Genomic DNA, 21348 nt, shown 5'->3' with positions numbered 1-21348 from the left:
TTTCACCAGCAGCTTTTAGAAGCATATAGGACTCCTTATTTATCACCCTAAGAAGCCGATCCAATAACCTCCTATACCGATTAGGAAAATACCGAAAATAATAAGCAGCGGATTTGTACCTTTTCGAAGCATCCATGCTACTAATAGAGTTAGCGCTAAAGGAAGTAGCCCCGGTAAAATACTATCGAGTACGTCTTGCACGGTTTTTACCACAACTTTACCAGAATCATCTTTGATCCTAGAAACCACTACTGGTATATTAATAGTGGTCCACTTCGAAACCAATGCTCCCATTACAAAGAGTCCTAAAATGGACGCACCTTCCGTCAGTTTTTGAATTCGATTGCCTACTAAATCTTTTAAAATTTCTGTTCCTTTTAAATAGCCATATTTTAATCCATAATATTTTGTACTTAATCGAATTGCATTAATTAAGATGAAAAATAGCAGTGGCCCAGCAATATTCCCGCCTAACGCGAGAGATGCGCCTAGTGCTGCGAGAACTGGTCGCAGCGTTCCCCAGAAAATAGGGTCTCCTACGCCAGCAAGTGGTCCCATTAATCCAATTTTCATTCCGCTGATGGCTTTTTCATCAAAATCTTTTTTGTTTGCCATTTCTTCTTCCATTGCTGCCGTGACGCCGAATATAGGTGCGGAAATCCAGGGGTGTGTATTGAACCATTCTAAATGACGCTTTAATGCTGCATTTCGCTGAACTCCTGGTCCGTATAAACGTTTGATTGCTGGAATCATGACATAGCAGTAGCCCATTGCCTGAACACGCTCAAAGTTAAATGAACCGAGTAAAAAATTCGAGCGAATGAACATGCTAAAGATGTCTTTTTTCGTTAATCTTTTCTCATTTTCCATCTCTATCCCTCCCTTAAGTTCGCCGTTTAGGCATCTAAATCGTCATCATCATATACTTGTTCGCTCCCTGTAGCTGCAGGAACGCCTGCCGGCTGCATTTGATTTCGCTGCTGCATTACTTGCTGATAAAGAAGTGCTAAACAAAGACCTAACGCCCCAAATCCTACTAGGTTAAACCCTGTAAATGCCGCTAATAAGAAACCGATATAGAAAAAGGGCTTTAAATGAGGAATGTTCATCATATTGATAACCATGGCGTATCCTACGACCACGATAATGCCTCCTCCAATTTGCAGGCCTTTTGTAATAACTTCCGGAATATTCCCCAGGAAAGTTTGCACGGCGCTTACGCTGATTAATGTAACAATTAAAGTTGGTATCATAAGGCGGAGAGCCTGAAAACCCATAGCAGTAATATGCATAATTTCAATTCCTTTAAAGTTTCCTTCTTCCGCGTACTTATCAGCTCGATGAATTAAAAATACTGTGATGGTACGGACAAAAATGGTGAGTACTTGCCCTGCAGCTGCTAAAGCTATTGCTACCGCAATGCCTTCACCAATACCTTGACCAGCTGTGATAACCAAAATGGTTGAAATAACAGAAGCAATAGCCGTATCAGGTGCCATCGCTAATCCAACATTCATCCATCCAAGAGCCATTAATTCCAGCGTTCCACCTAAAATAATGCCCGTTTTTAAATCTCCCAGCACCAAGCCCACTAACGTGCAGGCTATGAGAGGACGATGGGATTGCCCTTCGTCCAACACACTTGCGATACCGGTTACCGCTGCAATGACTAATAATAAAATAATTTGTATGGAGGACATAAACTCATCTCCTTATTTGATTTTTATTTCGTTTCTCAGTAGTTGAATAAAATTTTCGCTAGAATCCGAAGGTAATTGGCGTAGCTCAAGCTTCACACCCAGTTCATGTAATTTCTCAAAAGCATCGATATCTTTTTCGGTAACGCTTACAGATTTAGTGATTTGTTTTCGGTCATTAGCAAAACGCATGCCTCCTACGTTTACTGTCTCAATAGGCACTCCTGCTTGAACAAGAGCAACAATATCTGCGGGGCTTTCAAACAGCAGCATGGCTGTTGTATCCTGATAACGCGAGCTATGAAAGGCTTTTGTCATTTTAGAAATTGAGACAGCGCTCGCTTTTACATTCGAAGGAGCTACAGAAAGAATAAGTGTTTTTCTCATTTCATCCGCTGCCACCTCATCTGAAACAATGATAATTCGATCTGCTGCATTTGTTTTAATCCATCTTGTTAATACCTGCCCGTGAATAAAGCGATCATCAATTCTTGCTAAAACGATTTTCATAATAATCCATCCTCTCCGATTTGGTTTGTTTGCTGAATTTTTTCCAAATGTTCACTGCACACTTGAAAACTTTCTTCATTCACTTGCTTTAATCTTCCTAACATCTCTTTTAACGTAACGTGTTCCCGCATGGCTAACACTTCTAGTAACATGGGCAAGTTAACCCCGGATACCATATCCGCTGTTTTATTTTTAAGGATATATGGAGTAGCTGCATTATAGGGTGTGCCTCCGAAAATATCGACTAGAAAAAGCACTTCATTTTCTAAAGGCATTTCCTCTAGTGCCTGCTTATATTTTTCTTCAAGGGTTTGAATACCCTCTCCTTTTAGAAAAGGTACGGCTACTACGTGATTCTCTTCACCAAATATCATTTTGGAAGACCCTTCTAATGCTGGCGCGAAATCACCATGTCCACTAATAATGACTGAAATCATGTACACTTGCTCCTCTCTTTTACGTTCTACACTTATTTATTGCAAGTATCGTGCCAATAAAGAGTATTAAGCGCTTTCATTTATTTTTCAATACCTTTTTCTTTGTTGTTGATACAGGTTCCTTAAAATAAACAAACCTGTATCAAAACGCGATACGTTTTAATACAGGTTTTTCTTTTATTTAAAAAGTGGGATAAAAAAAGAAACTAGTGGCATATAAATCAAACTAGTTTCTTAGGATTATAATATGATTTTTACATTTCATCCGCAAAAATAGTGGCAATAAATAATTTTTCATCTCTTGTTAAGGTAAGGTTCATCTTTTTTTCGACGGCTTGTAATGTTTTTTCCGTTTTTTGATAAATATTTTCTAATTGATGAGTGATTTCTTCATCCTCCGGAAAAACAAGAGGTTCATTTTTTATCATTCTTTCTAAAGCAAAGGCTGTATGCATTACAATTCGAATCATAACGGTGTTGCTTAATTCCATTTCCAACTCATCTTGTACATGACCTAACCACTCTAACAGGATTTCACTTATGAGATACGGATTAATAAATAGAAGGTACTTTCGCAAGTTTTCTTCGCAAAGTTCACGCACAACAATATTCCCTTCGGTTTGCTCCTCATCATAGCGTATCGTTTCTTTTGTAATTGCCTGTTGAAGTATTCGCTCTCCCTGCCCTTCAATAAGGACTTCTAGTGATACATGAGGTGCATCAATCTTAGGGTTTTTAGTACCTGCTGTTGCGACAATTTCATATTCTTTTTGAATTTCTCGAATGTTTGCTGCTAATTTAATAGAAGAAACGGTTAGAATTTTAATAGGTTCTTGAGATACTTTGCGTGAAATAATTGTTAAGATTTTTTCTAATTGTTTTGCTGTGCCGCTTCCTGTTGTACAAATAGAAACAAGTGCTTTCTTTTTTCCAAACACATGCTGTTGCTTATCTATAAATTCCATAAAGTCTTTTTGCACCGAATCAAATATGGCATATAAATTTAAATCTAAATAATTTACTTTTCTAACGGTGTCTAACACCATAGATGTCGTCACATTGCTGATCGTTTTAATTTTAGTCCCTGTTTTTTGTTCCAACTTGCTTTCTAACATGGCAAGCGAACCCATGTCCACAAGCATTAATACGCCTTCTCCTTCATCTACTTTCTTAATTCCTTGGATTAACCTGTCTACAATTTCAACCGGAGATACCGTCAAAGGCACATCAATAGCTATAATAGGAGTGCTTCCTAAAAGCTCCGTAGCAACTTCTACCATAGAAGTTGCCGTGCTGTTTCCATGCGCAGCAACTACAATCCCTACTCGCTTATTTTCTTCTAACGTTCGAATCGATTGAATAACCATTGTGAGATAAATGACTTCTATTTCTGGCACGATAATGTTAAACCACTTTTCAATTCGACTTTTAAAAAGCAGTGCCACCGCATATTCTTTTGGATATGTTTCGCAAATTTCATCTATCTCCTTTGTATTTAATACGTCTACTTGTTTTTTTCGCTTTAAAAAGGATTCCATATGCATACTTAAAAAATGAATAAATCTGCGATCAAATTTACAGTTCAATTCTTTTTCTGCTAAATGTTTTAATTCTTTTGTAAGTTGAATCACGTCGTCTTCTACGAATTTCATTAAATTAGAACTCTGGCCATTTTTTTGATTGAAAAAGCTCCGAACATTCAAATGAATGTCGGTAAGAATATATTGATTGATGTCTTCTTGAGATAAACCTTCTTTTGTTAAAATATCTACTTTTTCTTCTATTAACTGATATAAATTAAATGATACGTCTTCCTCCATTTTTATTTCTTGGCTTTCCATAGCCGGAGAAATAATCGTTTTAAGGTTTACATATTCAGAAATTTTTTTGCTTCGTTCCATATTTTTACTATTCGAAATCCAATTTCGTTTAATATCATCAGGCAGATCTCTCACTGTAAGTTCCACCATATATTTACTATCAAGGTTATTTAAAAACCCGTGTGCGCAAACGAGCTGCACATTCGACTTTAACTGCCCTACATTCCCGAATTTTTCAGTGTGGATTAAAGCATTTAATACATCAATGTGGACACTTAGCTTTTTATTAATTCGTTTAGCTTCTTGCTCTAGAAGAAACGTTGTGAGACGGATCTTTTCTTTTAGAGATCGCTCTTCTAATGAGGGAATATGGATAGTCATCGGAATTCTTCTTAAGAAAGTTTGCAGTAAGGCTGAACCGGGATTTTCAGTTGTAGCACAAATAATTAATACTTTAGAAGTTCGCTTATGATCTGTTTCTCCTAGGCGATTGTACGTACCTTGATCAATGAGGTAAAAAAGCATTTCTTGGCCTTCAGGAGGAAGCCGGTGTATTTCATCCATAAAGAGAATGCCTTCATTTGCTTGTTCTACTAACCCTACTTTACTTTCAGTTGCTCCAGTGAAACTCCCTTGCTTATGACCAAATAACTGAGAAAGAAGTAATTGAGGATTGTGGTAATAATCAGCGCAGTTAAAGGTAATGAACGGGGCACCTGTTTTTAACCTCTCTGAATATAAGGCAAATTGATAGATTCGTTTTGCAAAAAGAGATTTGCCTGATCCCGTGGGACCTAATAGAAGCATATGTAACCCATTGGGCGGGTAAAGAACAGCAGCTTTTGCTTGAGAAATCGATTTTTTCAAACTGCCTGTGGCTCCAATCATTAATTCAAAAGGATTAGCAGGAAGAGCTTCTTCTTTTCCCCTATTAGATAGCTGCTCTAGTTTTTCCACTTCCATCTTATTTGTATCCCACTTTTGACGACAAATTGTTTCGACAACCTCCAGCGGAACGTAGCGAACGGGGAACATTTTAATTTTGATTACTTTTTCCATGCGGACAAGTTTGTTAAGTTCAAGACTTACATTAGATCTCTCTAAATCTAACTGTTCAGCAATTTCAATCGCTGAGCTTCCTTGTTTATGTAAAAGTTCCACTTCTGTAAACTCTTGAAAATTACTCAACAGCTGATTGTATACCTTATCAATTCGTTTCATTAGAAGCACCTTCTTTATTTTCAGTTAGCATTTGTATCTTTTCTTTTCAAAAAAACGAGACATTCCCTACTACTACAAGTTATTTCATCCACAAGTACCATCATGTCATACTAATCTATGAAAGCGTTTCAATCCATTATATGTAAATATATTAAGTTAGTCAATCCCGTATGTCAACCGGTTCCATTCTTAAAGTTATAGCCTGTCTGAATGTTTCATTTTCTTTAAATAACTATAAATCTGTATATACTACTTTTTTATTTTAATTAGCACTGCAGTTACAGTACATTTTTGATCAAATAATAAAACGAAAGAAAACAGCAGCAGTTATCGCCATTTTCTTTCGTTTTTAAAAATTATTTATCTGTAGTTAATTGCCCTTGTTGTAAAATACTATTTTTCACAACAGATGTTTTTGATCCTTTAATATTTAACAAGAAGCTAGGAGCAAACGTAGAGTGTTCCTCTGAATAGAAGCCTCTGTTTGTCATGTAACTTGTAATCACGATATTGTCTCCTTTCACTTGTGGAACTGCAAAATGTGAATAAGTGAACGTTTTGTCATTAGGATCGAGGTTCATATGTAAAACAAGTCCTGTATCATTTAGCGGTTTGTATTTTCCTGTCAGCGTATTCGATACGTATCCTAGCATATATACGTCATCTTGGCCGATACCATCAATGGTCATTTTAGACCCGCGAGAATCTGTGAATAAGTACCATTTTCCATCTTTTTTAAATACATTTGCACGTTCAATTTCATCTGTTACCGTGTTTGAAGTAATCAGTGGATCCATTACTTTTTTCAAGGTATAATCGTTATTTAGTTCTACAATGCCTAATGCGCCGTTTGCTAAAGAGGCTTTCTTTTTATTAGAACTCTGCAGTAATTTCTCTTTTTCTGATTGGAAAAATGGATTGTTTCCACCGTAGTAAGCTCGATTGTAAAGGGAATCTTCACCTTGATAACCATCTTCAGTTCCTGTGTTAGCTTCAAACACAAGGTATTTATGCCCTTTATCTTCTACATAGTGAGGATCTCTCAACGTATGATTATCTCCTGAACCATATGCACCTTCGTCGATAAACTGCTGAATATTTTGATACTTTTTACCATCACCATCAAAAATGGATTTATGATCTTCAACACCTTCAATTTTTAACGTATCTCCACTTGGCTGAGATACATTTACTTGAGCCGTTGTTAAGGTTTGTTTTCCATAGTTTGTACCTGAAAAGTTGGTATAGAATAAGCGTACTTTTCCGTCTGATGTTAAAGTAGCAGATCCTGACCATTCTTGTGTTTGCTTTTTCAAATGAGGGTCATTCGGTACAAATTTGTCACTGTCTTTGAAGACTCTTCCTGCATTTTTCCAACTGTCAATTGACTCTTCACCAATTTTTTGATAAAACACATAAATAGATGTATCATCAGCATCTTTCGGGTCGCCTGCTAGTGCAAATACAACTTGGTAACCATGATAGTTGGCTACTGTTCCGTCAGCATTTTGCAGAGGCCAGCTGTCCCATACGTCTAAGTCAATTAAATTGCCCGATTTATCATACCCTTTTGCTGAGGCAATATTTTTGATTGTTGATTTATCAAAAGCTGGAACTTTAAACTGTTCGCTTTTTTGCTGCTGAGGAATTTTCAGCATGTTATCACGTGTAATATGGGAAACTCCATAATTATTATTTGTATCTTTATGATTGCTTTCAGCAGCCCATGTTTGAGATCCAGCACCTACTAACAGAGCTGTAGCAAAAGATAATGCTGTTGTTTGCTTTGCGATTTTCTTAATGTTCATCTGTTTTTCTCCCTTTTGCATAATACTTTTTCTTGTGTTACTCACAAGTGATTCATTTTCTATGTATCGAGAAGTCATATCAATCTGGCGAAATAACAGAACCGGTTCCATCACCTTTCCAAGGTTACTTGCATAATATTGAAAAGTCAAATAGGTAAAATGGAGTGATCACACCATTTTTATCCCCTTGTTTTTTTAATTTAGTTATAAAGCCTTAAATCTTTAACTTTTTAATTAAATCGGCAAATTCATCATCATATTTAACCTACTATTTTTTTATAAGCTCTTCTACAGCTATTAAAGAAACCAATTTCCAAAAAATATCGTTAATGTACTTTTTGTGAAACAGTGGAATAATTTATTATATAATAGTTCCTATTGGTAATAATGTGAGACAAAAGAATTAGATAATCTCTTTTTATTTTGATTCTTTTATACTGTTAAATTTTATGTAGCTTTTCATAAGGAATCGCTATCATTTTAATTAATCAATAATACATTTTTCAGAAAATCAAAAAGAGCTCTTTGTAAAGAGCTCTTTTTGATATCATTTATGCTGTCTTTAAATAGCTGTTCTTATCTAAACAAATCAAGTTCCGCAGTACGTTTGATAAGGCTGATTAGACGGAGCAGACGGTGTACAATACTCTGACTGATCCGGCGATTGATACGGAATAGAAAGCACTTCAAGAAGGGTTTCCATGACGCTGTAGTCTCCTTTTTGTGCTGCGTCTAGTGCTTCTTCTACCCGGTGATTTCGAGGAATGACAGCCGGATTGTTATTTTTCATAAGCTCTTGCGACTCCGCTTTAGATTGTTTTTGTCTACCTAGTCTTTTCTGCCATAACTCATGCCACTTTGCAAATTCTTCACTTTCAAACAGGTCACTATTTCCTAGCTTATCAAAAGTTAATGCACGAAACGTATTTGTATAGTCAGCTTTATAGGTTTTCATCATTGTAAGAAGCTCTTGGAATAATGCTTCATCTTCTTTTTCTTCGGTAAAAAGCCCAAGTTTAGCCTGCATACCTGCCAGCCAGTTTTCTCGATAGAATTTTGGAAATTCCGTCACGGCGTTTTGCGCTATTTCAACTGCTTTTTCTATATCTTGATCCAATAGCGGTAATAAAGCCTCAGCAAACCTCGCAAGATTCCACCCTGTAATGCCTGGTTGATTTTGATATGCATAACGCCCTTGTACATCAATTGAACTAAATACAGTTTCTGGATCATAGGTATCCATGAACGCACATGGTCCATAATCAATTGTTTCTCCACTAATTGTCATATTATCCGTATTCATGACGCCGTGAATAAAACCAATAAGCTGCCAATTAGCAACTAGGGTAGCGTGACGCTTAATCACTTCTTGAAGCAATGATAAATATTTTTTTTCATTCTTTTCTATGTGGGAGAAGTGACGTTCTAATGCATAGTCAGCTAAAGCTTGAAGGTTTTCGACTGTTCCCCATTTTGCAGCGAATTGAAATGTGCCAAAACGAAGGTGACTGGAAGCTACACGCGTCAAAATCGCCCCCGGCAATTCTTTTTCACGAATAATGGATTCGCCTGTTGTTACGACTGCTAGGCTCCGAGTAGTCGGAATACCAAGAGCATGCATGGCCTCACTAATAATATACTCACGCAGCATAGGTCCTAAAGCTGCGCGACCGTCTCCTCCTCGGGAATACGGAGTTCGGCCTGAGCCTTTAAGCTGAAGATCCACTCGTTCACCCGAAGGCGTAACTTGCTCTCCTATCAGCATAGCCCGTCCGTCTCCTAGCATGTTAAAGTGGCCAAATTGATGTCCTGCGTAAGCTTGTGCAAGCGGGAAAGCACCTTTTGGAACACTGTTTCCAGCCAAAATGCTAACTCCTTCTTGGCTTTGTAGCTGTTCTTTTTGTAACCCTAGAGACGCGGCTAAAGAGTTGTTAAGTTTGGCTATTTTAGGCGAACTCACTGGATTAGGGTCAAGAGGCGTAAAAAAGATGTTTGGTAACTCCGCATAGCTGTTACGTAAATTCCATCCTGTTTCTTTTTGATTAGTCATCGTATCTCCTTTTCTTTTTGTGTCTTAAAACATAATTCTTTTCTTTACTGATTGTTGTTTTATAAGCGTAGTAGTCCTACTCTACCCTGCTTTCTTCTGGGCATCTTAAAGCAGGACATTTTCTCTTTCATTCATTATCTCTTTTACTATTATATCGTATTTGCACGTACTTTTAATCTAAAGTGCCTTATCCATTTATTTATCCCCAGTTTGTTGAAGAGCTATTAAATGCTCAAAAAAGAAGAAGTATTAATATACTTTTCTTCCTCTGTATTTTACCCCCAAATATCTTTTAAATTCCAATATGTTAACTCTTTTACTATTACGTCTCCTCCTTCAGTAAATAACTCAATTCCTAGCCTGCTTTCTGTTGGATAAATACGGCTTGTCATGGTAGCTTGTCCTTCGTTTGCAAATACTTCAATAGAAGAACGGTCCACAAATATTCGTAAAGCTAGTGTCTTACCTGCTTGTAACGCTACTTTCCTAACTCCATCTTCTTTTCCCGAGTGAGTACAGTCAAGCAATAGCTTTTGCTCATTAAGGTTGTAACACATAAGCGTTTCTTCATTGTTTATTCCACGAATTTTTATTCCTACCGATGAAGCTTGGCAGTCCGCTAAACCAAATGCAGCTTGTATCTCTAGCAAGTCCTCATTTACTTCTACTACATAGCTGTTAGAAAGAGTTTTATTTGTTAGCATAGAAGCAAAGGCCCGTAAACAAAAATATAAAATGGTCCTACAAATACTAAAAGACAGCTAATAAAAAATAAAATGTGTTTCTTTAAACCTATCCTGTCAGATATATATCCGTACAAAGGCTGCATGCACAAAGCAAAGATAGCGTTTACAGAAAAGATTAAGCCCGTAGCTGATCCGTTCAGCTTAATCTCCTGCCCTAACCAAATAGAAAATAAAGAGTAGCTCGACGACCACGTAAAAAAGAAAAAATAGGCACTCAGCTTCCAATATAAACTTTTTGAACTTTTCATTTTAGTTACCCCTTTAGCTTAAGATATAAAATCTTTTATCTAACGAAATGAAAGCGCTTTCAATTTAATTTCATGTCAACCGGTTTCATATTTTATATTGTAAAAAGATTGTATTAGGCGTAAAAGTGGGCTATGTGGTATGTTTAAATTGTTTAATAAAACGTTTACAATCCTTACATAGATTTTATCGATCAAAATAAAACGTAACGACTGGAAAGCTACTTGCTTCATTGCATTTATTTTAAGGCTTTTATATGTCTGATATATACTATAAAAGCAAGGGTTTGGAAAAATTAGGAGGAAACTAGATGAAAGCCAAAATTAGTGATGTAGCAAAAATTGCAGGTGTTTCACCGACTACAGTTTCTCGTGTATTAAATAACCGTGGTTACATAAGCAAAGAAACGCGAGAAAATGTTTATACAGCAATGAAAGAAATTAATTATTTCCCAAATGATATTGCGCGTTCATTATTTAATAAGCGAACAAATTTAATCGGTATGATTGTCCCGCAAACGAGCAACCCTTTTTTCGGAGAGTTAGCCTTTCACATTGAAAGTATATGTGCTTCCCTTAACTACAAAGTACTTCTTTGTAATAGTCTTAATCGAATTGATAAAGAAAAAAAATATGTAGAAATGCTCATCAGAAATCAGGTAGATGGTGTTATTGCCGTTACTTACAATAGAGGTATTTTTGATTCCGAAAGTCAAAGTCTTCCTGTGGTAGCAGTGGATCATTATTTATCAAAAGATATTCCTACCGTATCTTCTGATAACTATTCTGGAGGAAAACAAGCCACGGAATTGCTCATTTCAAAAGATTGTAAGTATATTATTCATATTAACGGCCCCCTTAAACTTGAAACTCCAGCTAACTTAAGAAGGAAAGCTTATGAAAACGTGATGAAAAAGTACGGAAAACAGCCTATCACGTATGAAATTTCAAATACCTTTGACCGCAACATTCAGCAAGAAACTATCTCGAGGGTTTTTGAAGAACATCCGGAAGTAGATGGTATTTTTGCAAGCGATGACTTACTTGCAGCTTTAGTAGTTGCGGAAGCACAAAAAAGAGGAAAAAGCATCCCAAAAGATTTAAAAATCGTGGGTTATGACGGAACGGAAACCAGTCAGGCTTTGTTACCTGGTCTAACTACAATTCAACAGCCAATTGAATCGATTGCTCAAACGGCCATTGATATTTTACTAAAAGAAATTGAAGGAGAATTTAGCAATGTACCTCATGAAATCTGTCTTCCAGTTAAGCTTCTAGAAGGACAAACAACGTAAAAATACGTTTTTTACAAAATAAATATCAGTTTGTTGCATATTCTTCTTCCTTTATTCACACCTTAACGTTACAGAAAGGAGTTGAATACAATGGCAAACAACAAAAGCAGCAATAATAATGAATTATTAGTATACGGAGCTGAACAAGCAATCGATCAAATGAAATATGAAATCGCTAGCGAGTTCGGAGTAAACTTAGGAGCTGACACTACTGCACGTGCAAACGGATCAGTAGGCGGCGAAATCACAAAACGTCTTGTGCAATTAGCTGAGCAACAACTTGGCGGCGGACGTTTCTAAGACAATTTCATACACACCATGACTTAAGGAAGAATGGATATCCATTCTTCCTTTTCATATATTTAATTTCCATCTTTATATAAAAATTATTATTGTTCATCCTCTTTACTGACTGATTTTGTTTTTCCTTTCTTTAGTAGAGCGCTGATTCCTAAGCAACAGACAGCTGCTATCCATCCGGAGATGAGAAAATAAACGGAAGTATTTGCAAAAAGTGTACCTATTAAAATAAACAGGCCTCCGAGAATAATAAAAAAGACGTGACCCTCACTATTTCTTTTCACCTTCATCACCTCTTTCTACATATACAAACTAATGTTCAGATACAAAAGAAACTTCTTGATAAACAAGAAGTTTTCTTACGTGCGTTCCTTTTTCAATAAAAAATAAAGGTGTTTTCTTTTTATTTATTCAACGAAACCACTCAATATTCTTCTCAATTACGTGCTATTCAATAATTTCTCCTGTTTTATACTCTTTCATAAATACATCAATAACATCTCCTGCATCCTCGTTCTCCTCCTGCATTTGAACGAGTATTTCGTTTTGTGCATTTACCGAAAGAATTCTGACATCCGACATTCGGTTTATGTCCAGCTGCAATTCCAAATCTTTAGCAACTTCATCAGCTTTTAATGACCCTTTGATAATATATCTGTGACTTCTCATGACATTCGCTCCTTTACGTTATATGAACGAATATAGTTTATCCAAACTATCAGCACACAATAACATTTTTTCTTATGTCTTTCATTTAAACAAAACAAAAAACGGCTTTTCTCAGCCGTTTTTTGTTTTGCCTTTCAATGATGAAAAAGCATATTTATTTCTTTATTTGATCGTTCTCTGTATCAGGTATCATACGTTTATTTATTCCGAATGCGTAAAAACTAATGACAACGAGAGCGAGGAAAATAATCCCTACAATAAGTGAAATACGCGTTTCATCATTAAACCACATGCCTACAAGCACCATTAGTAAAAAAGCAATGGTTACATAATTCGTTACAGGCGCAAAAGGCATTTTGAAAGGATGACTATCCATTTCAGCACCTTTAGCTTTACGGAAACGAATTTGGCTGATAAGAATAATGAACCAAGGAATCATTCCCGGAAGCACGCTAGCACTGTATACATAAACAAATACATTAGGTGGAGCGATGTAGTTTAAAATAACACCAATTACTAATCCAATCATAACAGCGAGTGTACTGTAAATTGGAACACCGTTGCGAGAAATTTTTGTAAAGAATTTAGGTGCTTGACCGTTTACACCAAGTGTATAAAGCATGCGTCCTGCACTAAAAATTCCGCTATTACAGCCTGACATCGCTGCTGTAATGACTACAAAGTTAATGATACCTGCAGCTGCCGTAACACCAACTTTAGCAAATGTAGATACAAATGGACTTCCTAAAGAATCTAACTCATTCCAAGGATATACCGTCACGATGACGAAAATAGCTCCAATATAAAAAATCAAAATACGCCAAATGATACTTTGAATTGCGCTTGTTAACGTTTTTTTAGGATCCTTTGCTTCACCAGCTGTAATACCAATTAGCTCGACTCCTTGATAAGCTGCAATAACAAGAGATAGTGCAAAGAAAAAGCCTGACCATCCGCCTGCAAAGAAGCCGCCGTGTGACCAAAGGTTTGATAAGCCAATTGCGTCTCCGCCATTTCCAAAGCCGAAGAAAATCAATCCGAGTCCTGCAATAATCATTAAAATAATCGTTACAATCTTAATCATCGCAAACCAAAATTCAAACTCTCCAAATGATTTTACCGAAATTAAGTTTGCTGCGCCTAAAATCAACATGGCGATAATACCAGGTACCCAAGCTGGTAAATGAGGGAACCAGTACTGCATATATGCTCCTACCGCTATAATTTCGGACATCCCTACGATTACCCATTGAAACCAGTTGCTCCATGCAGTCATATAACCTGCTAATGGATGAATATATTTGTGGCCAAATGTAGCGAATGAACCTGTACTTGGTTCCATGTATAACATTTCGCCCATTGCACGCATAATAAAGAAAATAAACATTCCGCAGATTGCGTAAGCAAGCAATACTGATGGACCTGTCCATTGAATTGTGCTCGCTGATCCCATAAACAATCCAACGCCAATTGTTCCACCTAGCGCGATCATTTGAATGTGACGAGATTCTAAGCCTCTTTTTAGCTCTTTGTCTGCCATTCCATTTCCTCCTCCTAAACTTGTTATAGCTCTGTTAGGAAAGATACTTTTTGTGTCTGATGGAACAGCTATCGTTTTTAAAACATTCCATTTTTTTACCCAGTACCTTTACAACTAAACTATGTTTTCTATTTTTAGCTATTCGACTGTATAATTACTTATTTTATAATAATAAATTTTCCTCAGAAATACAATTGTTTTTTTCAGAAAAACACTCAACAAAACCTTTCACCTTTGTTAAATCAGTCATCTTAGTAAAATAGTTTTTTATTTCAGTATAATTTAAATTTTATGAATATTAAAAATAAACATAAACTTAGCTCGGATACTGGTACACTCTATTTCTCAAGGAAAGCGAAATGAATCACTACCTAATCGAACAAATCCCTTTCTTCTACTTTTACGTTTTTTCTTTCTCTTCTTAGGGAAAGTATCCATAGAAAATAGAGATAAGGAGGGATTGGTCATGTGGCAAGCTGCGATGTGGGGCGGAATTTCGGGATCAGCTGTCCTTCTTGGTGCTTTGGCAGCAGTTTTTTTGCCTATCGGCAAAAAGATAATTGGTTATATTATGGCTTTTGGGACGGGTGTATTAATTGGAGCATCTACCTATGAGTTGCTTGGAGAATCGGTTCATAATGGCGGGTTAAAAGCTACTTCTCTTGGATTTCTTGCCGGAGCTGTCGTTTTTACTTTTTTAGACTATCTGATTTCACGTCAAGGAGCGAATAAAAGAAAGAGGTCTACAAAACAGATGGCTGCGAATAGTTCTGGAATTGCTATATTTATAGGAACCGTAATGGATGCAATCCCAGAGTCAATTATGATCGGAGCTAGCTTAATTGAAAATGCAACCGTTAGCTGGCTTCTTGTCATCGCTATTTTTATAAGTAATATCCCTGAAGGACTGTCGAGTACGACTGGTCTAGTGAAAAGCGGATTTTCTAAAAAGAAAATTTTTTTACTATGGGCAGCTGTTTTGTTCATTTCAGCTTTTAGTTCATGGACAGGATTTGTTTTTTTAGACCATGCATCTGATACACTTATGGCTGGAATTGCTGCTTTTGCTGGCGGTGGTATTATTGCTATGGTGGGTTCTACAATGATGCCAGAGGCCTATGAAGAAGGAGGGTCTATTACAGGATTGATTGCTGCACTTGGATTACTTGCTTCGCTGATACTGGACCATTTTTCTTAATCGTCTTCATACTACTTCTATCGTTTCCAAGTAGAAAACAGAAAGCCTTCTACTTGGAGACATTTATCTTAATCACATTATCATGAATGCGTCTTCTTAATAAGTAAAATCGTAGTTCTCTTTTATTTCCCGAGTAAAAGCTTTCCAATCTGTAGCTTCAAATTCCGCATTGCGTGCTTTTAACTCTTTCTCCATTCCTTGAATCTCTTGAACAGCTTCTATAGTTCTTTCACTTCCTGGTCCTACTCTCCAAATTAATTCTTTGTATTCCTGTATTTTCTGTCGCAGCGAAGCGTTATCCATTTTCACATATTTTGACATGTTTCTAAGCTCCTTTTTCTTATTTCTATTAACCATATCATATTTCATATAAAATTTTTTAAGATTAATTTTAACCTAATAAATACTGCTATACAGGGCTTTGTGGTCTGCTAGTTTTGAGAAAAATCTAATTTTTAGAAAAAATATAAAATAACCAGTTTAATCCTTTTTTGACCGGGAAGACAGACTATGAATTCAAATTTATTAGGAGGGATGCAAGATGGCAACTAATAAAAAGAATGAAAAAATGAGTCGTGAAGAAGCGGGAAGAAAAGGTGGAAAAGCTACTTCTAAAAATCATGACAAAGAATTTTACCAAGAAATTGGTGAAAAAGGCGGAGAAGCTACTTCCAAAAATCAAGGTAAAGAATTTTACGAGGAAATTGGAAAAAAAGGCGGCAGATCCAGCAGCAACCAACGTAATAATTAACTAGTATTTGAAGTATATAAACAACTCGAAGAAGAAAAGTTCCTTATAGTACAAGCTACAGGAACTTTTCTTCTTCTAACTAATCTTCTCCATCTCTTTATGGTAATGGGCTAACGATTCATCTTTTATAGATGCAAATAGCTCTGAATCAATAAAAGTAATCAATTTCTCTCCCATTTCCCAAGCATTACATTCAATTTGATACAAAAGCCACATATCTTCCGTTTGTTCAAACTTTGCACTCAAAGATAAAAGGTCTTCATCTAGCGCATGACCCAATTCGTGAGCTAAAATAATCCATCGATAAGATTCTAAACACTCATTTGAACCAAACAAGTGCTGACACTGTATTTTAATATCTTTTTCATATAAAAAAATAGAATGCGTGCTAGGAACGTACTTTCCGCCTACACACCGCGTTCCAGGAAACTCATCTTCAATAAATAGCTTTATTGTTGGATCTACTCCATGAACAAAATCATGTAAATTCATAAAATCCCTCACTTCTTTTCTCCCTACTTCAACCTTTTCACCCAAATACATGTACAGGTTTACCATTATACATACGTTTATCTAAAATAACGTATGTATGATTTTTTTTCAATAGGTACACAGCCATACACACAAAAAAGCAAGCATAGCTGCTTGCTTTTTTGTGTATTAAACCGGTGCTGCACCTTTTATATTGTGCCCACTTATCCTTACAGTTTTATATGTAAAACTTATTAACGATACCGACTCGAATATTCGAGAATACTGCGCAGCATTTGACGTGTACTTTGTGATTCATTCGTGCGTTCTTTATATTCAAGAGGACGACTAGGAGTAGACCTATTTTCTTCTTTATATTGAGAATTTTTGTTTTTTGACACGTTTTTTCACTTCCCTATCTCTATTTTATCCAGAGCAGCTCAAAGCTGCTCTTTTGTCTGTCATTCTTTTATTTGTTATGACGATTTACATTTGCTTTTTGAAGCTCATCTGTATGAATATCGTTTGATAAAATATTTTTATTCACGTTATCGACAGTAGCAGCTGCACTGTTGCTGACTCCTTGGTTTGTGCTTTTATTCTGTTTACTCATTCCATCCACCTCCATGTGTAACGTCTATATTTTATGGAGTTATGAAAAGAAAATAAGAGGTAGTATCAGGAAAATAACCTATTTTTCTTCTTGCTTTTAACCTCATATTGAATAAAAAACAAATTCTCCATATTTAACAGAATGCACCAGGGATTAATGTTCATACTAAGAGTAGAAACCGTATATATCCATTTTGACAATATAGGAGGAAATAACTGTGAGTACAAATAGAAACACACTATCCATTTTTGCTTTAGGCGGCATCAATGAAATAGGAAAAAATATGTATGCAGTTCAATATGATGACGACATCATTGTTGTTGACTGCGGTTCTAAATTTCCTGACGAAAGTTTATTGGGAATTGATTTGATTATACCTGATATTACATACTTGCAAGAAAATAAAGAAAAGGTTCGTGCATTGGTTGTTACTCATGGTCATGAAGATCATATTGGAGGTATTCCTTATCTTTTAAAACAATTAAATCTCCCTATTTACGCAACAAGCCTTACGCTCGGATTAATCGATATTAAACTTCAGGAGCATCGATTATCTGCTGAGACGGAGCTCATTGAAATTAATGAAGACTCAGAAATTACATTAGGCGATATTCCACTATCCTTTTTTAAGACCAACCACAGCATTCCAGATTGTCTGGGTATTGTTTTTCATACCCCTGAAGGAGCAGTTGTGCATACGGGAGATTTCAAATTCGACTTAACTCCTGTTAACGACCAATATCCAGATCTTCATAAAATGGCGAAAATCGGCAGTGAAGGTGTACTGGCTTTAATATCAGAAAGCACAAATGCTGAGCGCCCTGGATTTACGCCGTCGGAAAAGCTAGTTGGCAAACATGTAGAAGAGGCTTTTCGTAAAGCTAAACGAAAAGTGATTATTTCTACTTTCGCCTCGAATGTTAACCGAGTACAGCAAATTGTAGATGCTGCGATTAAAACGAACAGAAAACTTGCGCTGCTAGGAAGAAGTATGGTTAACGTCGTATCTGTCGCCTTAGAGAAAGGGTATTTAACCATTCCTGATGGGATGCTAATTGAGCCTTATGAAGTACATTCACTTGCCCCTGAGCAAGTCGCTATTCTCTGCACTGGAAGTCAAGGTGAGCCGATGGCCGCTTTATCTAGATTAGCCAGCGGAAATCATCGACAAGTAGAAATTCTTCCTGAAGACACGGTCATTTTATCAGCAGGGCCTATTCCGGGCAATGAACGTAATATCTCTCGTATTGTCGACAGTCTTTTCACACTCGGGGCTCATGTGATTTATGGTTCAGGAAGCGCAACAGGTATGCACGTATCAGGACATGGCTATCAAGAAGAATTAAAATTAATGGCTACATTGATGAAACCGAAGTATTTTATCCCAATTCACGGTGAGTTTCGAATGCTTCATCACCACAGCTTATTAGCAGAATCCGTAGGGGTGGAAAAAGAGAACATTTTCATTATAAATAACGGCGATATTGTTGACATCAAGGGCGGAACAGCTTTTCAAACAAGAAAAATCCCTGCAGGCAATGTATATGTAGACGGGTTTGGCATTGGAGATGTTGGCAACGCGATTTTACGCGACCGCAAACAGCTTTCCGAAGATGGCATGCTAGTTATTGTTATCACTCTAAATAAAGCGGAAGGAAGAATTGTGTCTGGTCCAGACACAATTTCACGAGGCTTTGTTTATGCAAGAGATTCAGAGCAGTTATTAAAAGATATTAATCAGCAAGTGACCAAGGTCGTAAATCAATTACAAAAAGCTCACGTTCACCAATGGAATATTATGAAAAAAGAAATAAAGACAACACTCGGCCAATTTTTATATAATCAAACGAAAAGAAGACCTATGATTCTTCCTATCATCATTGAAGTTTGATTACTTAAACGAAAACTGCCTTAGTCCCCACTAAGGCAGTTTTTTTGATAAATCCGAAGCTTAACTCAAAGTAAGAAATTGCCCTTTATAGTTTATGAATAGGCCCTCCTTTTATATGTATGGTTAAAAGTGTTAGGTGTATTTCTTCTTTTTTGCCCCATTCTATAAGAGAGATATTTCACCGTAAATATCTTATGAAAGTATCCTATCCTTGAGGTGATTATGATGAATGATAAAAATCAAGTAGATCAGCATTCAGAACTATTCCGCCACAACTGGACGAGACCGAAGCGTTCAAAGTCCCAAGTAAATGGACATACAGAGATGTCTCAAACGAACATCATCTTGCGAAGTAATGCAAAAGCTCATCGTTGGTAAGGATATACTTCAACAAAAAAAGACGCGAACGCGTCTTTTTTTGTTATTGGCCGTCTGCCCCGCTTTGAGTTATCTTACGAATATGACCGTCTTCATAATTATTTTCTCGTAGCGCTTTTGCCTTGTCATTTACTACTTGTTTTTGATCTACTTGTGAAGAAGGAGTCTGCTTGTTTTTTGGCATGATTAAAACCACCTTTTATCTTTATAATTGTATAACGTGCATAGTGTTCCTCATAAAGATTAAATATATGTTAGCTAGCCGCTTCTTCTTCTTTCCACTTATGGCGCAGTTTTAAAATAACAAGACTTATAACAATTAAAAAGCATAAACTTGCAAAGAAACCTGGTCTGCTTGCTGATTCTAACAGTGTGCCGCTCACTGCTAATAGGATTAACAAGATACCGATAGCTTGTTTTACTTTATCCCAAACAGTTTGTTTGATTAAGCGATGAAAAGAAATTAAAATAAAGAACCAGTTATAAATCAGCATCAGTCCAGCTGCTGTTGTAATGTACTCATAAATTTTCCCGGGCAATAGCAAGGAAAGAACAATAGAAACAATCAATCCCGCTGTTGTTAAAAGCAAAGCCGGTAAAGGAAATTGTAGCTTTTTCTTTTTTTGTTTTGAAAACAATGCCGGAGCATCTCCATCTTCTGAAAGAGTGACAATCATTGTCGTTACGGAAAAAAAAGACGCTGACATCGTTGAAAAACCGGCAACAATCATTGCTCCATTAAAAACATGAGGAAAAAATGGAAGATGATATGTTTCTAAAGCCGTTATGAACGGGCTTTGATTTCCATGAAAATCATGAAAAGGTACAATTGAAATAGCTAAGCTCAGTGAAGCGATATAAATAATTCCAAGGAGAATAAGCATGCTTCTTCCCGCTTTTGGTGCATCTTCTTTGTTTTCTAAACGAACGGTCATGATCCCCATGACTTCGATGCCGCCGAAAGCATAAAAGGCATAAAGCAAAGCGCCCCATAAACCTAAAAATCCGTGAGGAAATACTTCACTCATCGTTCGTGGCACCCCTTGTTTGGCACCTTCGTCAAGAAATCCAAATAAAGCGAGACTAGCTAATACAATAAACATTAAAATAGCAGCCACTTTTGTAACGGCAAACACATTTTCCATTCGTTCAAAACCTTTTGTCCCAATTAATACAACAGCAATGCCTAAAACAGCATAAATAGATGCAAACACCCACAGTGGAATACCTTCAAACCAAAAACGCGTAAAAAGAGATAAAGCCGTAAGCTGACTCCCCATGATCAGCATCTCTGAACTCCAGTACACCCATCCGCTGCTAAATCCTGCCCATCTTCCATAAGCTTTTTTAGCATAGGAGCGAAACGAACCTTTTTGAGGATCTTGAGCACTCATTTTAGCAAGTGCGTCAAATACAATAAATGTGCATAATGCTGCTAGTAAAAAAGCAATTAATACAGAGGGCCCCGTGGCTTTTATTGCAATACTTGACCCTAAAAAATAGCCTGTACCGATTATGCACCCTACTCCGATTAAAGACAGCTGCCACCATTTTAATTTCCCTTCAACTTGACTTCCGCAGCCTATTTTCTTTTTCATACTATCACTCCTTACACCTCGATGTAGTGTGTGATAGTTTGAAAAATTTATGCGTAAAGAGACACACCTTTTCTATCATTTTTTAATTTCCAAGCATACAAAAAACACTT

Annotated in this window: 22 protein-coding genes and 2 pseudogenes; 6 read left to right on the top strand and 18 right to left on the bottom strand. The window is 36.5% G+C overall.

The genetic code is table 11. The features are described 5' to 3' along the window. Window positions 1-42: 42 nt before the first annotated feature. The 9 genes and pseudogenes from M3225_RS17305 to M3225_RS17265 form a co-directional block, all read right to left on the bottom strand. Entirely contained in the window at window positions 43-870 is an 828-nt protein-coding gene (locus M3225_RS17305; RefSeq protein ID WP_116073090.1) for a mannose/fructose/sorbose PTS transporter subunit IID, read from the bottom strand. Window positions 871-896: 26 nt separating this feature from the next. Further along, window positions 897-1700 (bottom strand): PTS mannose/fructose/sorbose transporter subunit IIC, encoded by an 804-nt coding sequence (locus tag M3225_RS17300; RefSeq protein WP_251395659.1) that lies wholly within the window; start codon window positions 1698-1700, stop codon window positions 897-899. A gap of 12 nt (window positions 1701-1712) precedes the next feature. Beyond that, a complete protein-coding gene (locus tag M3225_RS17295) occupies window positions 1713-2207 on the bottom strand; it encodes a PTS system mannose/fructose/N-acetylgalactosamine-transporter subunit IIB (protein ID WP_116073092.1) in 495 nt (164 codons plus the stop codon). Continuing rightward, window positions 2204-2644, bottom strand: a complete 441-nt coding sequence (locus tag M3225_RS17290) for a mannose/fructose/sorbose PTS transporter subunit IIA (protein ID WP_114894737.1) — start codon at window positions 2642-2644, stop codon at window positions 2204-2206. Before M3225_RS17290 ends, M3225_RS17295 begins: the two co-directional genes overlap by 4 nt. 254 nt (window positions 2645-2898) lie before the next feature. Further along, a complete protein-coding gene (locus M3225_RS17285) occupies window positions 2899-5685 on the bottom strand; it encodes a sigma 54-interacting transcriptional regulator (RefSeq protein ID WP_251395657.1) in 2787 nt (928 codons plus the stop codon). 356 nt (window positions 5686-6041) lie between these two features. Then, window positions 6042-7493, bottom strand: coding sequence for a glycoside hydrolase family 68 protein (locus M3225_RS17280; protein ID WP_251395654.1), 1452 nt, complete (start codon window positions 7491-7493; stop codon window positions 6042-6044). A gap of 589 nt (window positions 7494-8082) precedes the next feature. Next, a complete protein-coding gene (locus M3225_RS17275; RefSeq protein ID WP_251395652.1) occupies window positions 8083-9543 on the bottom strand; it encodes a protein adenylyltransferase SelO in 1461 nt (486 codons plus the stop codon). A 275-nt stretch (window positions 9544-9818) separates the two neighbouring features. Next, window positions 9819-10238 (bottom strand): annotated as a pseudogene (locus M3225_RS17270) (GH32 C-terminal domain-containing protein); the annotation flags it as partial. 11 nt (window positions 10239-10249) lie between these two features. Next, window positions 10250-10537: pseudogene (locus tag M3225_RS17265) on the bottom strand (MFS transporter); the annotation flags it as partial. A gap of 308 nt (window positions 10538-10845) precedes the next feature. Between M3225_RS17265 and M3225_RS17260 the strand changes: the two are divergent. After that, window positions 10846-11829: a LacI family DNA-binding transcriptional regulator gene (locus M3225_RS17260; RefSeq protein WP_251395650.1), complete on the top strand. Its 984-nt coding sequence runs from the start codon at window positions 10846-10848 to the stop codon at window positions 11827-11829. 90 nt (window positions 11830-11919) lie between these two features. Beyond that, window positions 11920-12129 carry an alpha/beta-type small acid-soluble spore protein gene (locus tag M3225_RS17255; protein WP_013058452.1) on the top strand — a complete coding sequence of 70 codons (210 nt, stop codon included), beginning with the start codon at window positions 11920-11922 and terminating at the stop codon, window positions 12127-12129. 89 nt (window positions 12130-12218) lie between these two features. Here M3225_RS17255 and M3225_RS17250 read toward each other — a convergent pair whose 3' ends face one another. The 3 genes from M3225_RS17250 to M3225_RS17240 all read right to left on the bottom strand — a co-directional run bounded on the left by M3225_RS17250 (window position 12219) and on the right by M3225_RS17240 (window position 14338). Next, the gene (locus tag M3225_RS17250) at window positions 12219-12419 is read right to left on the bottom strand and encodes a hypothetical protein (RefSeq protein WP_214985822.1); all 201 of its coding nucleotides are present in this window, start codon (window positions 12417-12419) and stop codon (window positions 12219-12221) included. 157 nt (window positions 12420-12576) lie between these two features. After that, a complete protein-coding gene (locus M3225_RS17245) occupies window positions 12577-12798 on the bottom strand; it encodes a hypothetical protein (RefSeq protein ID WP_214985820.1) in 222 nt (73 codons plus the stop codon). Between the two features lie 154 nt (window positions 12799-12952). Then, window positions 12953-14338, bottom strand: a complete 1386-nt coding sequence (locus M3225_RS17240) for an amino acid permease (RefSeq protein WP_251395648.1) — start codon at window positions 14336-14338, stop codon at window positions 12953-12955. Window positions 14339-14804: 466 nt separating this feature from the next. On the opposite strand from M3225_RS17240, the gene M3225_RS17235 reads away from it, so the two are divergent. Then, window positions 14805-15536: a ZIP family metal transporter gene (locus M3225_RS17235; RefSeq protein WP_251395646.1), complete on the top strand. Its 732-nt coding sequence runs from the start codon at window positions 14805-14807 to the stop codon at window positions 15534-15536. A gap of 96 nt (window positions 15537-15632) precedes the next feature. On the opposite strand, the gene M3225_RS17230 is transcribed toward M3225_RS17235, so the two are convergent. Further along, entirely contained in the window at window positions 15633-15857 is a 225-nt protein-coding gene (locus M3225_RS17230; RefSeq protein WP_251395644.1) for a transcriptional regulator, read from the bottom strand. A gap of 220 nt (window positions 15858-16077) precedes the next feature. On the opposite strand from M3225_RS17230, the gene M3225_RS17225 reads away from it, so the two are divergent. Further along, window positions 16078-16287 (top strand): general stress protein, encoded by a 210-nt coding sequence (locus tag M3225_RS17225; protein WP_308215749.1) that lies wholly within the window; start codon window positions 16078-16080, stop codon window positions 16285-16287. 75 nt (window positions 16288-16362) lie between these two features. On the opposite strand, the gene M3225_RS17220 is transcribed toward M3225_RS17225, so the two are convergent. The 3 genes from M3225_RS17220 to M3225_RS17210 all read right to left on the bottom strand — a co-directional run bounded on the left by M3225_RS17220 (window position 16363) and on the right by M3225_RS17210 (window position 17371). Next, a complete protein-coding gene (locus M3225_RS17220; protein ID WP_251395642.1) occupies window positions 16363-16779 on the bottom strand; it encodes a hypothetical protein in 417 nt (138 codons plus the stop codon). 233 nt (window positions 16780-17012) lie between these two features. Next, complete coding sequence (locus M3225_RS17215; protein WP_251395640.1) at window positions 17013-17159, bottom strand: hypothetical protein; 147 nt, start codon at window positions 17157-17159, stop codon at window positions 17013-17015. A gap of 68 nt (window positions 17160-17227) precedes the next feature. Then, window positions 17228-17371 (bottom strand): hypothetical protein, encoded by a 144-nt coding sequence (locus M3225_RS17210; protein ID WP_251395638.1) that lies wholly within the window; start codon window positions 17369-17371, stop codon window positions 17228-17230. Window positions 17372-17588: 217 nt separating this feature from the next. Here M3225_RS17210 and M3225_RS17205 point away from each other — a divergent pair, with 217 nt between their 5' ends. Continuing rightward, entirely contained in the window at window positions 17589-19262 is a 1674-nt protein-coding gene (locus tag M3225_RS17205) for a ribonuclease J (protein WP_116073113.1), read from the top strand. A 225-nt stretch (window positions 19263-19487) separates the two neighbouring features. Continuing rightward, the gene (locus M3225_RS17200) at window positions 19488-19640 is read left to right on the top strand and encodes a YpzG family protein (protein ID WP_013056278.1); all 153 of its coding nucleotides are present in this window, start codon (window positions 19488-19490) and stop codon (window positions 19638-19640) included. Window positions 19641-19683: 43 nt separating this feature from the next. Here M3225_RS17200 and M3225_RS17195 read toward each other — a convergent pair whose 3' ends face one another. Then, on the bottom strand, window positions 19684-19824 hold the full coding sequence (locus tag M3225_RS17195; protein WP_164797559.1) for a hypothetical protein: 141 nt from the start codon (window positions 19822-19824) through the stop codon (window positions 19684-19686). Between the two features lie 70 nt (window positions 19825-19894). After that, window positions 19895-21238: an amino acid permease gene (locus tag M3225_RS17190; RefSeq protein WP_192997547.1), complete on the bottom strand. Its 1344-nt coding sequence runs from the start codon at window positions 21236-21238 to the stop codon at window positions 19895-19897. Window positions 21239-21348: the final 110 nt, after the last annotated feature.

Origin of the sequence: Priestia aryabhattai, from assembly GCF_023715685.1 — a bacterium.
Classification (GTDB): domain Bacteria; phylum Bacillota; class Bacilli; order Bacillales; family Bacillaceae_H; genus Priestia; species Priestia aryabhattai_B.
The sequence above is the reverse complement of the archived record's forward strand: the minus strand, read 5'-3'. Positions and strand labels throughout refer to the sequence as shown.

Bases quoted from the DNA above. Each gene is read 5' to 3' on its own strand.
- M3225_RS17305 (WP_116073090.1), bottom strand. From the start codon at position 870: ATGGAAAATGAGAAAAGATTAACGAAAAAAGACATCTTTAGCATGTTC.
- M3225_RS17300 (WP_251395659.1), bottom strand. From the start codon at position 1,700: ATGTCCTCCATACAAATTATTTTATTATTAGTCATTGCAGCGGTAACC.
- M3225_RS17295 (WP_116073092.1), bottom strand. From the start codon at position 2,207: ATGAAAATCGTTTTAGCAAGAATTGATGATCGCTTTATTCACGGGCAG.
- M3225_RS17290 (WP_114894737.1), bottom strand. From the start codon at position 2,644: ATGATTTCAGTCATTATTAGTGGACATGGTGATTTCGCGCCAGCATTA.
- M3225_RS17285 (WP_251395657.1), bottom strand. From the start codon at position 5,685: ATGAAACGAATTGATAAGGTATACAATCAGCTGTTGAGTAATTTTCAA.
- M3225_RS17280 (WP_251395654.1), bottom strand. From the start codon at position 7,493: ATGAACATTAAGAAAATCGCAAAGCAAACAACAGCATTATCTTTTGCT.
- M3225_RS17275 (WP_251395652.1), bottom strand. From the start codon at position 9,543: ATGACTAATCAAAAAGAAACAGGATGGAATTTACGTAACAGCTATGCG.
- M3225_RS17260 (WP_251395650.1), top strand. From the start codon at position 10,846: ATGAAAGCCAAAATTAGTGATGTAGCAAAAATTGCAGGTGTTTCACCG.
- M3225_RS17255 (WP_013058452.1), top strand. From the start codon at position 11,920: ATGGCAAACAACAAAAGCAGCAATAATAATGAATTATTAGTATACGGA.
- M3225_RS17250 (WP_214985822.1), bottom strand. From the start codon at position 12,419: ATGAAGGTGAAAAGAAATAGTGAGGGTCACGTCTTTTTTATTATTCTC.
- M3225_RS17245 (WP_214985820.1), bottom strand. From the start codon at position 12,798: ATGAGAAGTCACAGATATATTATCAAAGGGTCATTAAAAGCTGATGAA.
- M3225_RS17240 (WP_251395648.1), bottom strand. From the start codon at position 14,338: ATGGCAGACAAAGAGCTAAAAAGAGGCTTAGAATCTCGTCACATTCAA.
- M3225_RS17235 (WP_251395646.1), top strand. From the start codon at position 14,805: ATGTGGCAAGCTGCGATGTGGGGCGGAATTTCGGGATCAGCTGTCCTT.
- M3225_RS17230 (WP_251395644.1), bottom strand. From the start codon at position 15,857: ATGTCAAAATATGTGAAAATGGATAACGCTTCGCTGCGACAGAAAATA.
- M3225_RS17225 (WP_308215749.1), top strand. From the start codon at position 16,078: ATGGCAACTAATAAAAAGAATGAAAAAATGAGTCGTGAAGAAGCGGGA.
- M3225_RS17220 (WP_251395642.1), bottom strand. From the start codon at position 16,779: ATGAATTTACATGATTTTGTTCATGGAGTAGATCCAACAATAAAGCTA.
- M3225_RS17210 (WP_251395638.1), bottom strand. From the start codon at position 17,371: ATGAGTAAACAGAATAAAAGCACAAACCAAGGAGTCAGCAACAGTGCA.
- M3225_RS17200 (WP_013056278.1), top strand. From the start codon at position 19,488: ATGAATGATAAAAATCAAGTAGATCAGCATTCAGAACTATTCCGCCAC.
- M3225_RS17195 (WP_164797559.1), bottom strand. From the start codon at position 19,824: ATGCCAAAAAACAAGCAGACTCCTTCTTCACAAGTAGATCAAAAACAA.
- M3225_RS17190 (WP_192997547.1), bottom strand. From the start codon at position 21,238: ATGAAAAAGAAAATAGGCTGCGGAAGTCAAGTTGAAGGGAAATTAAAA.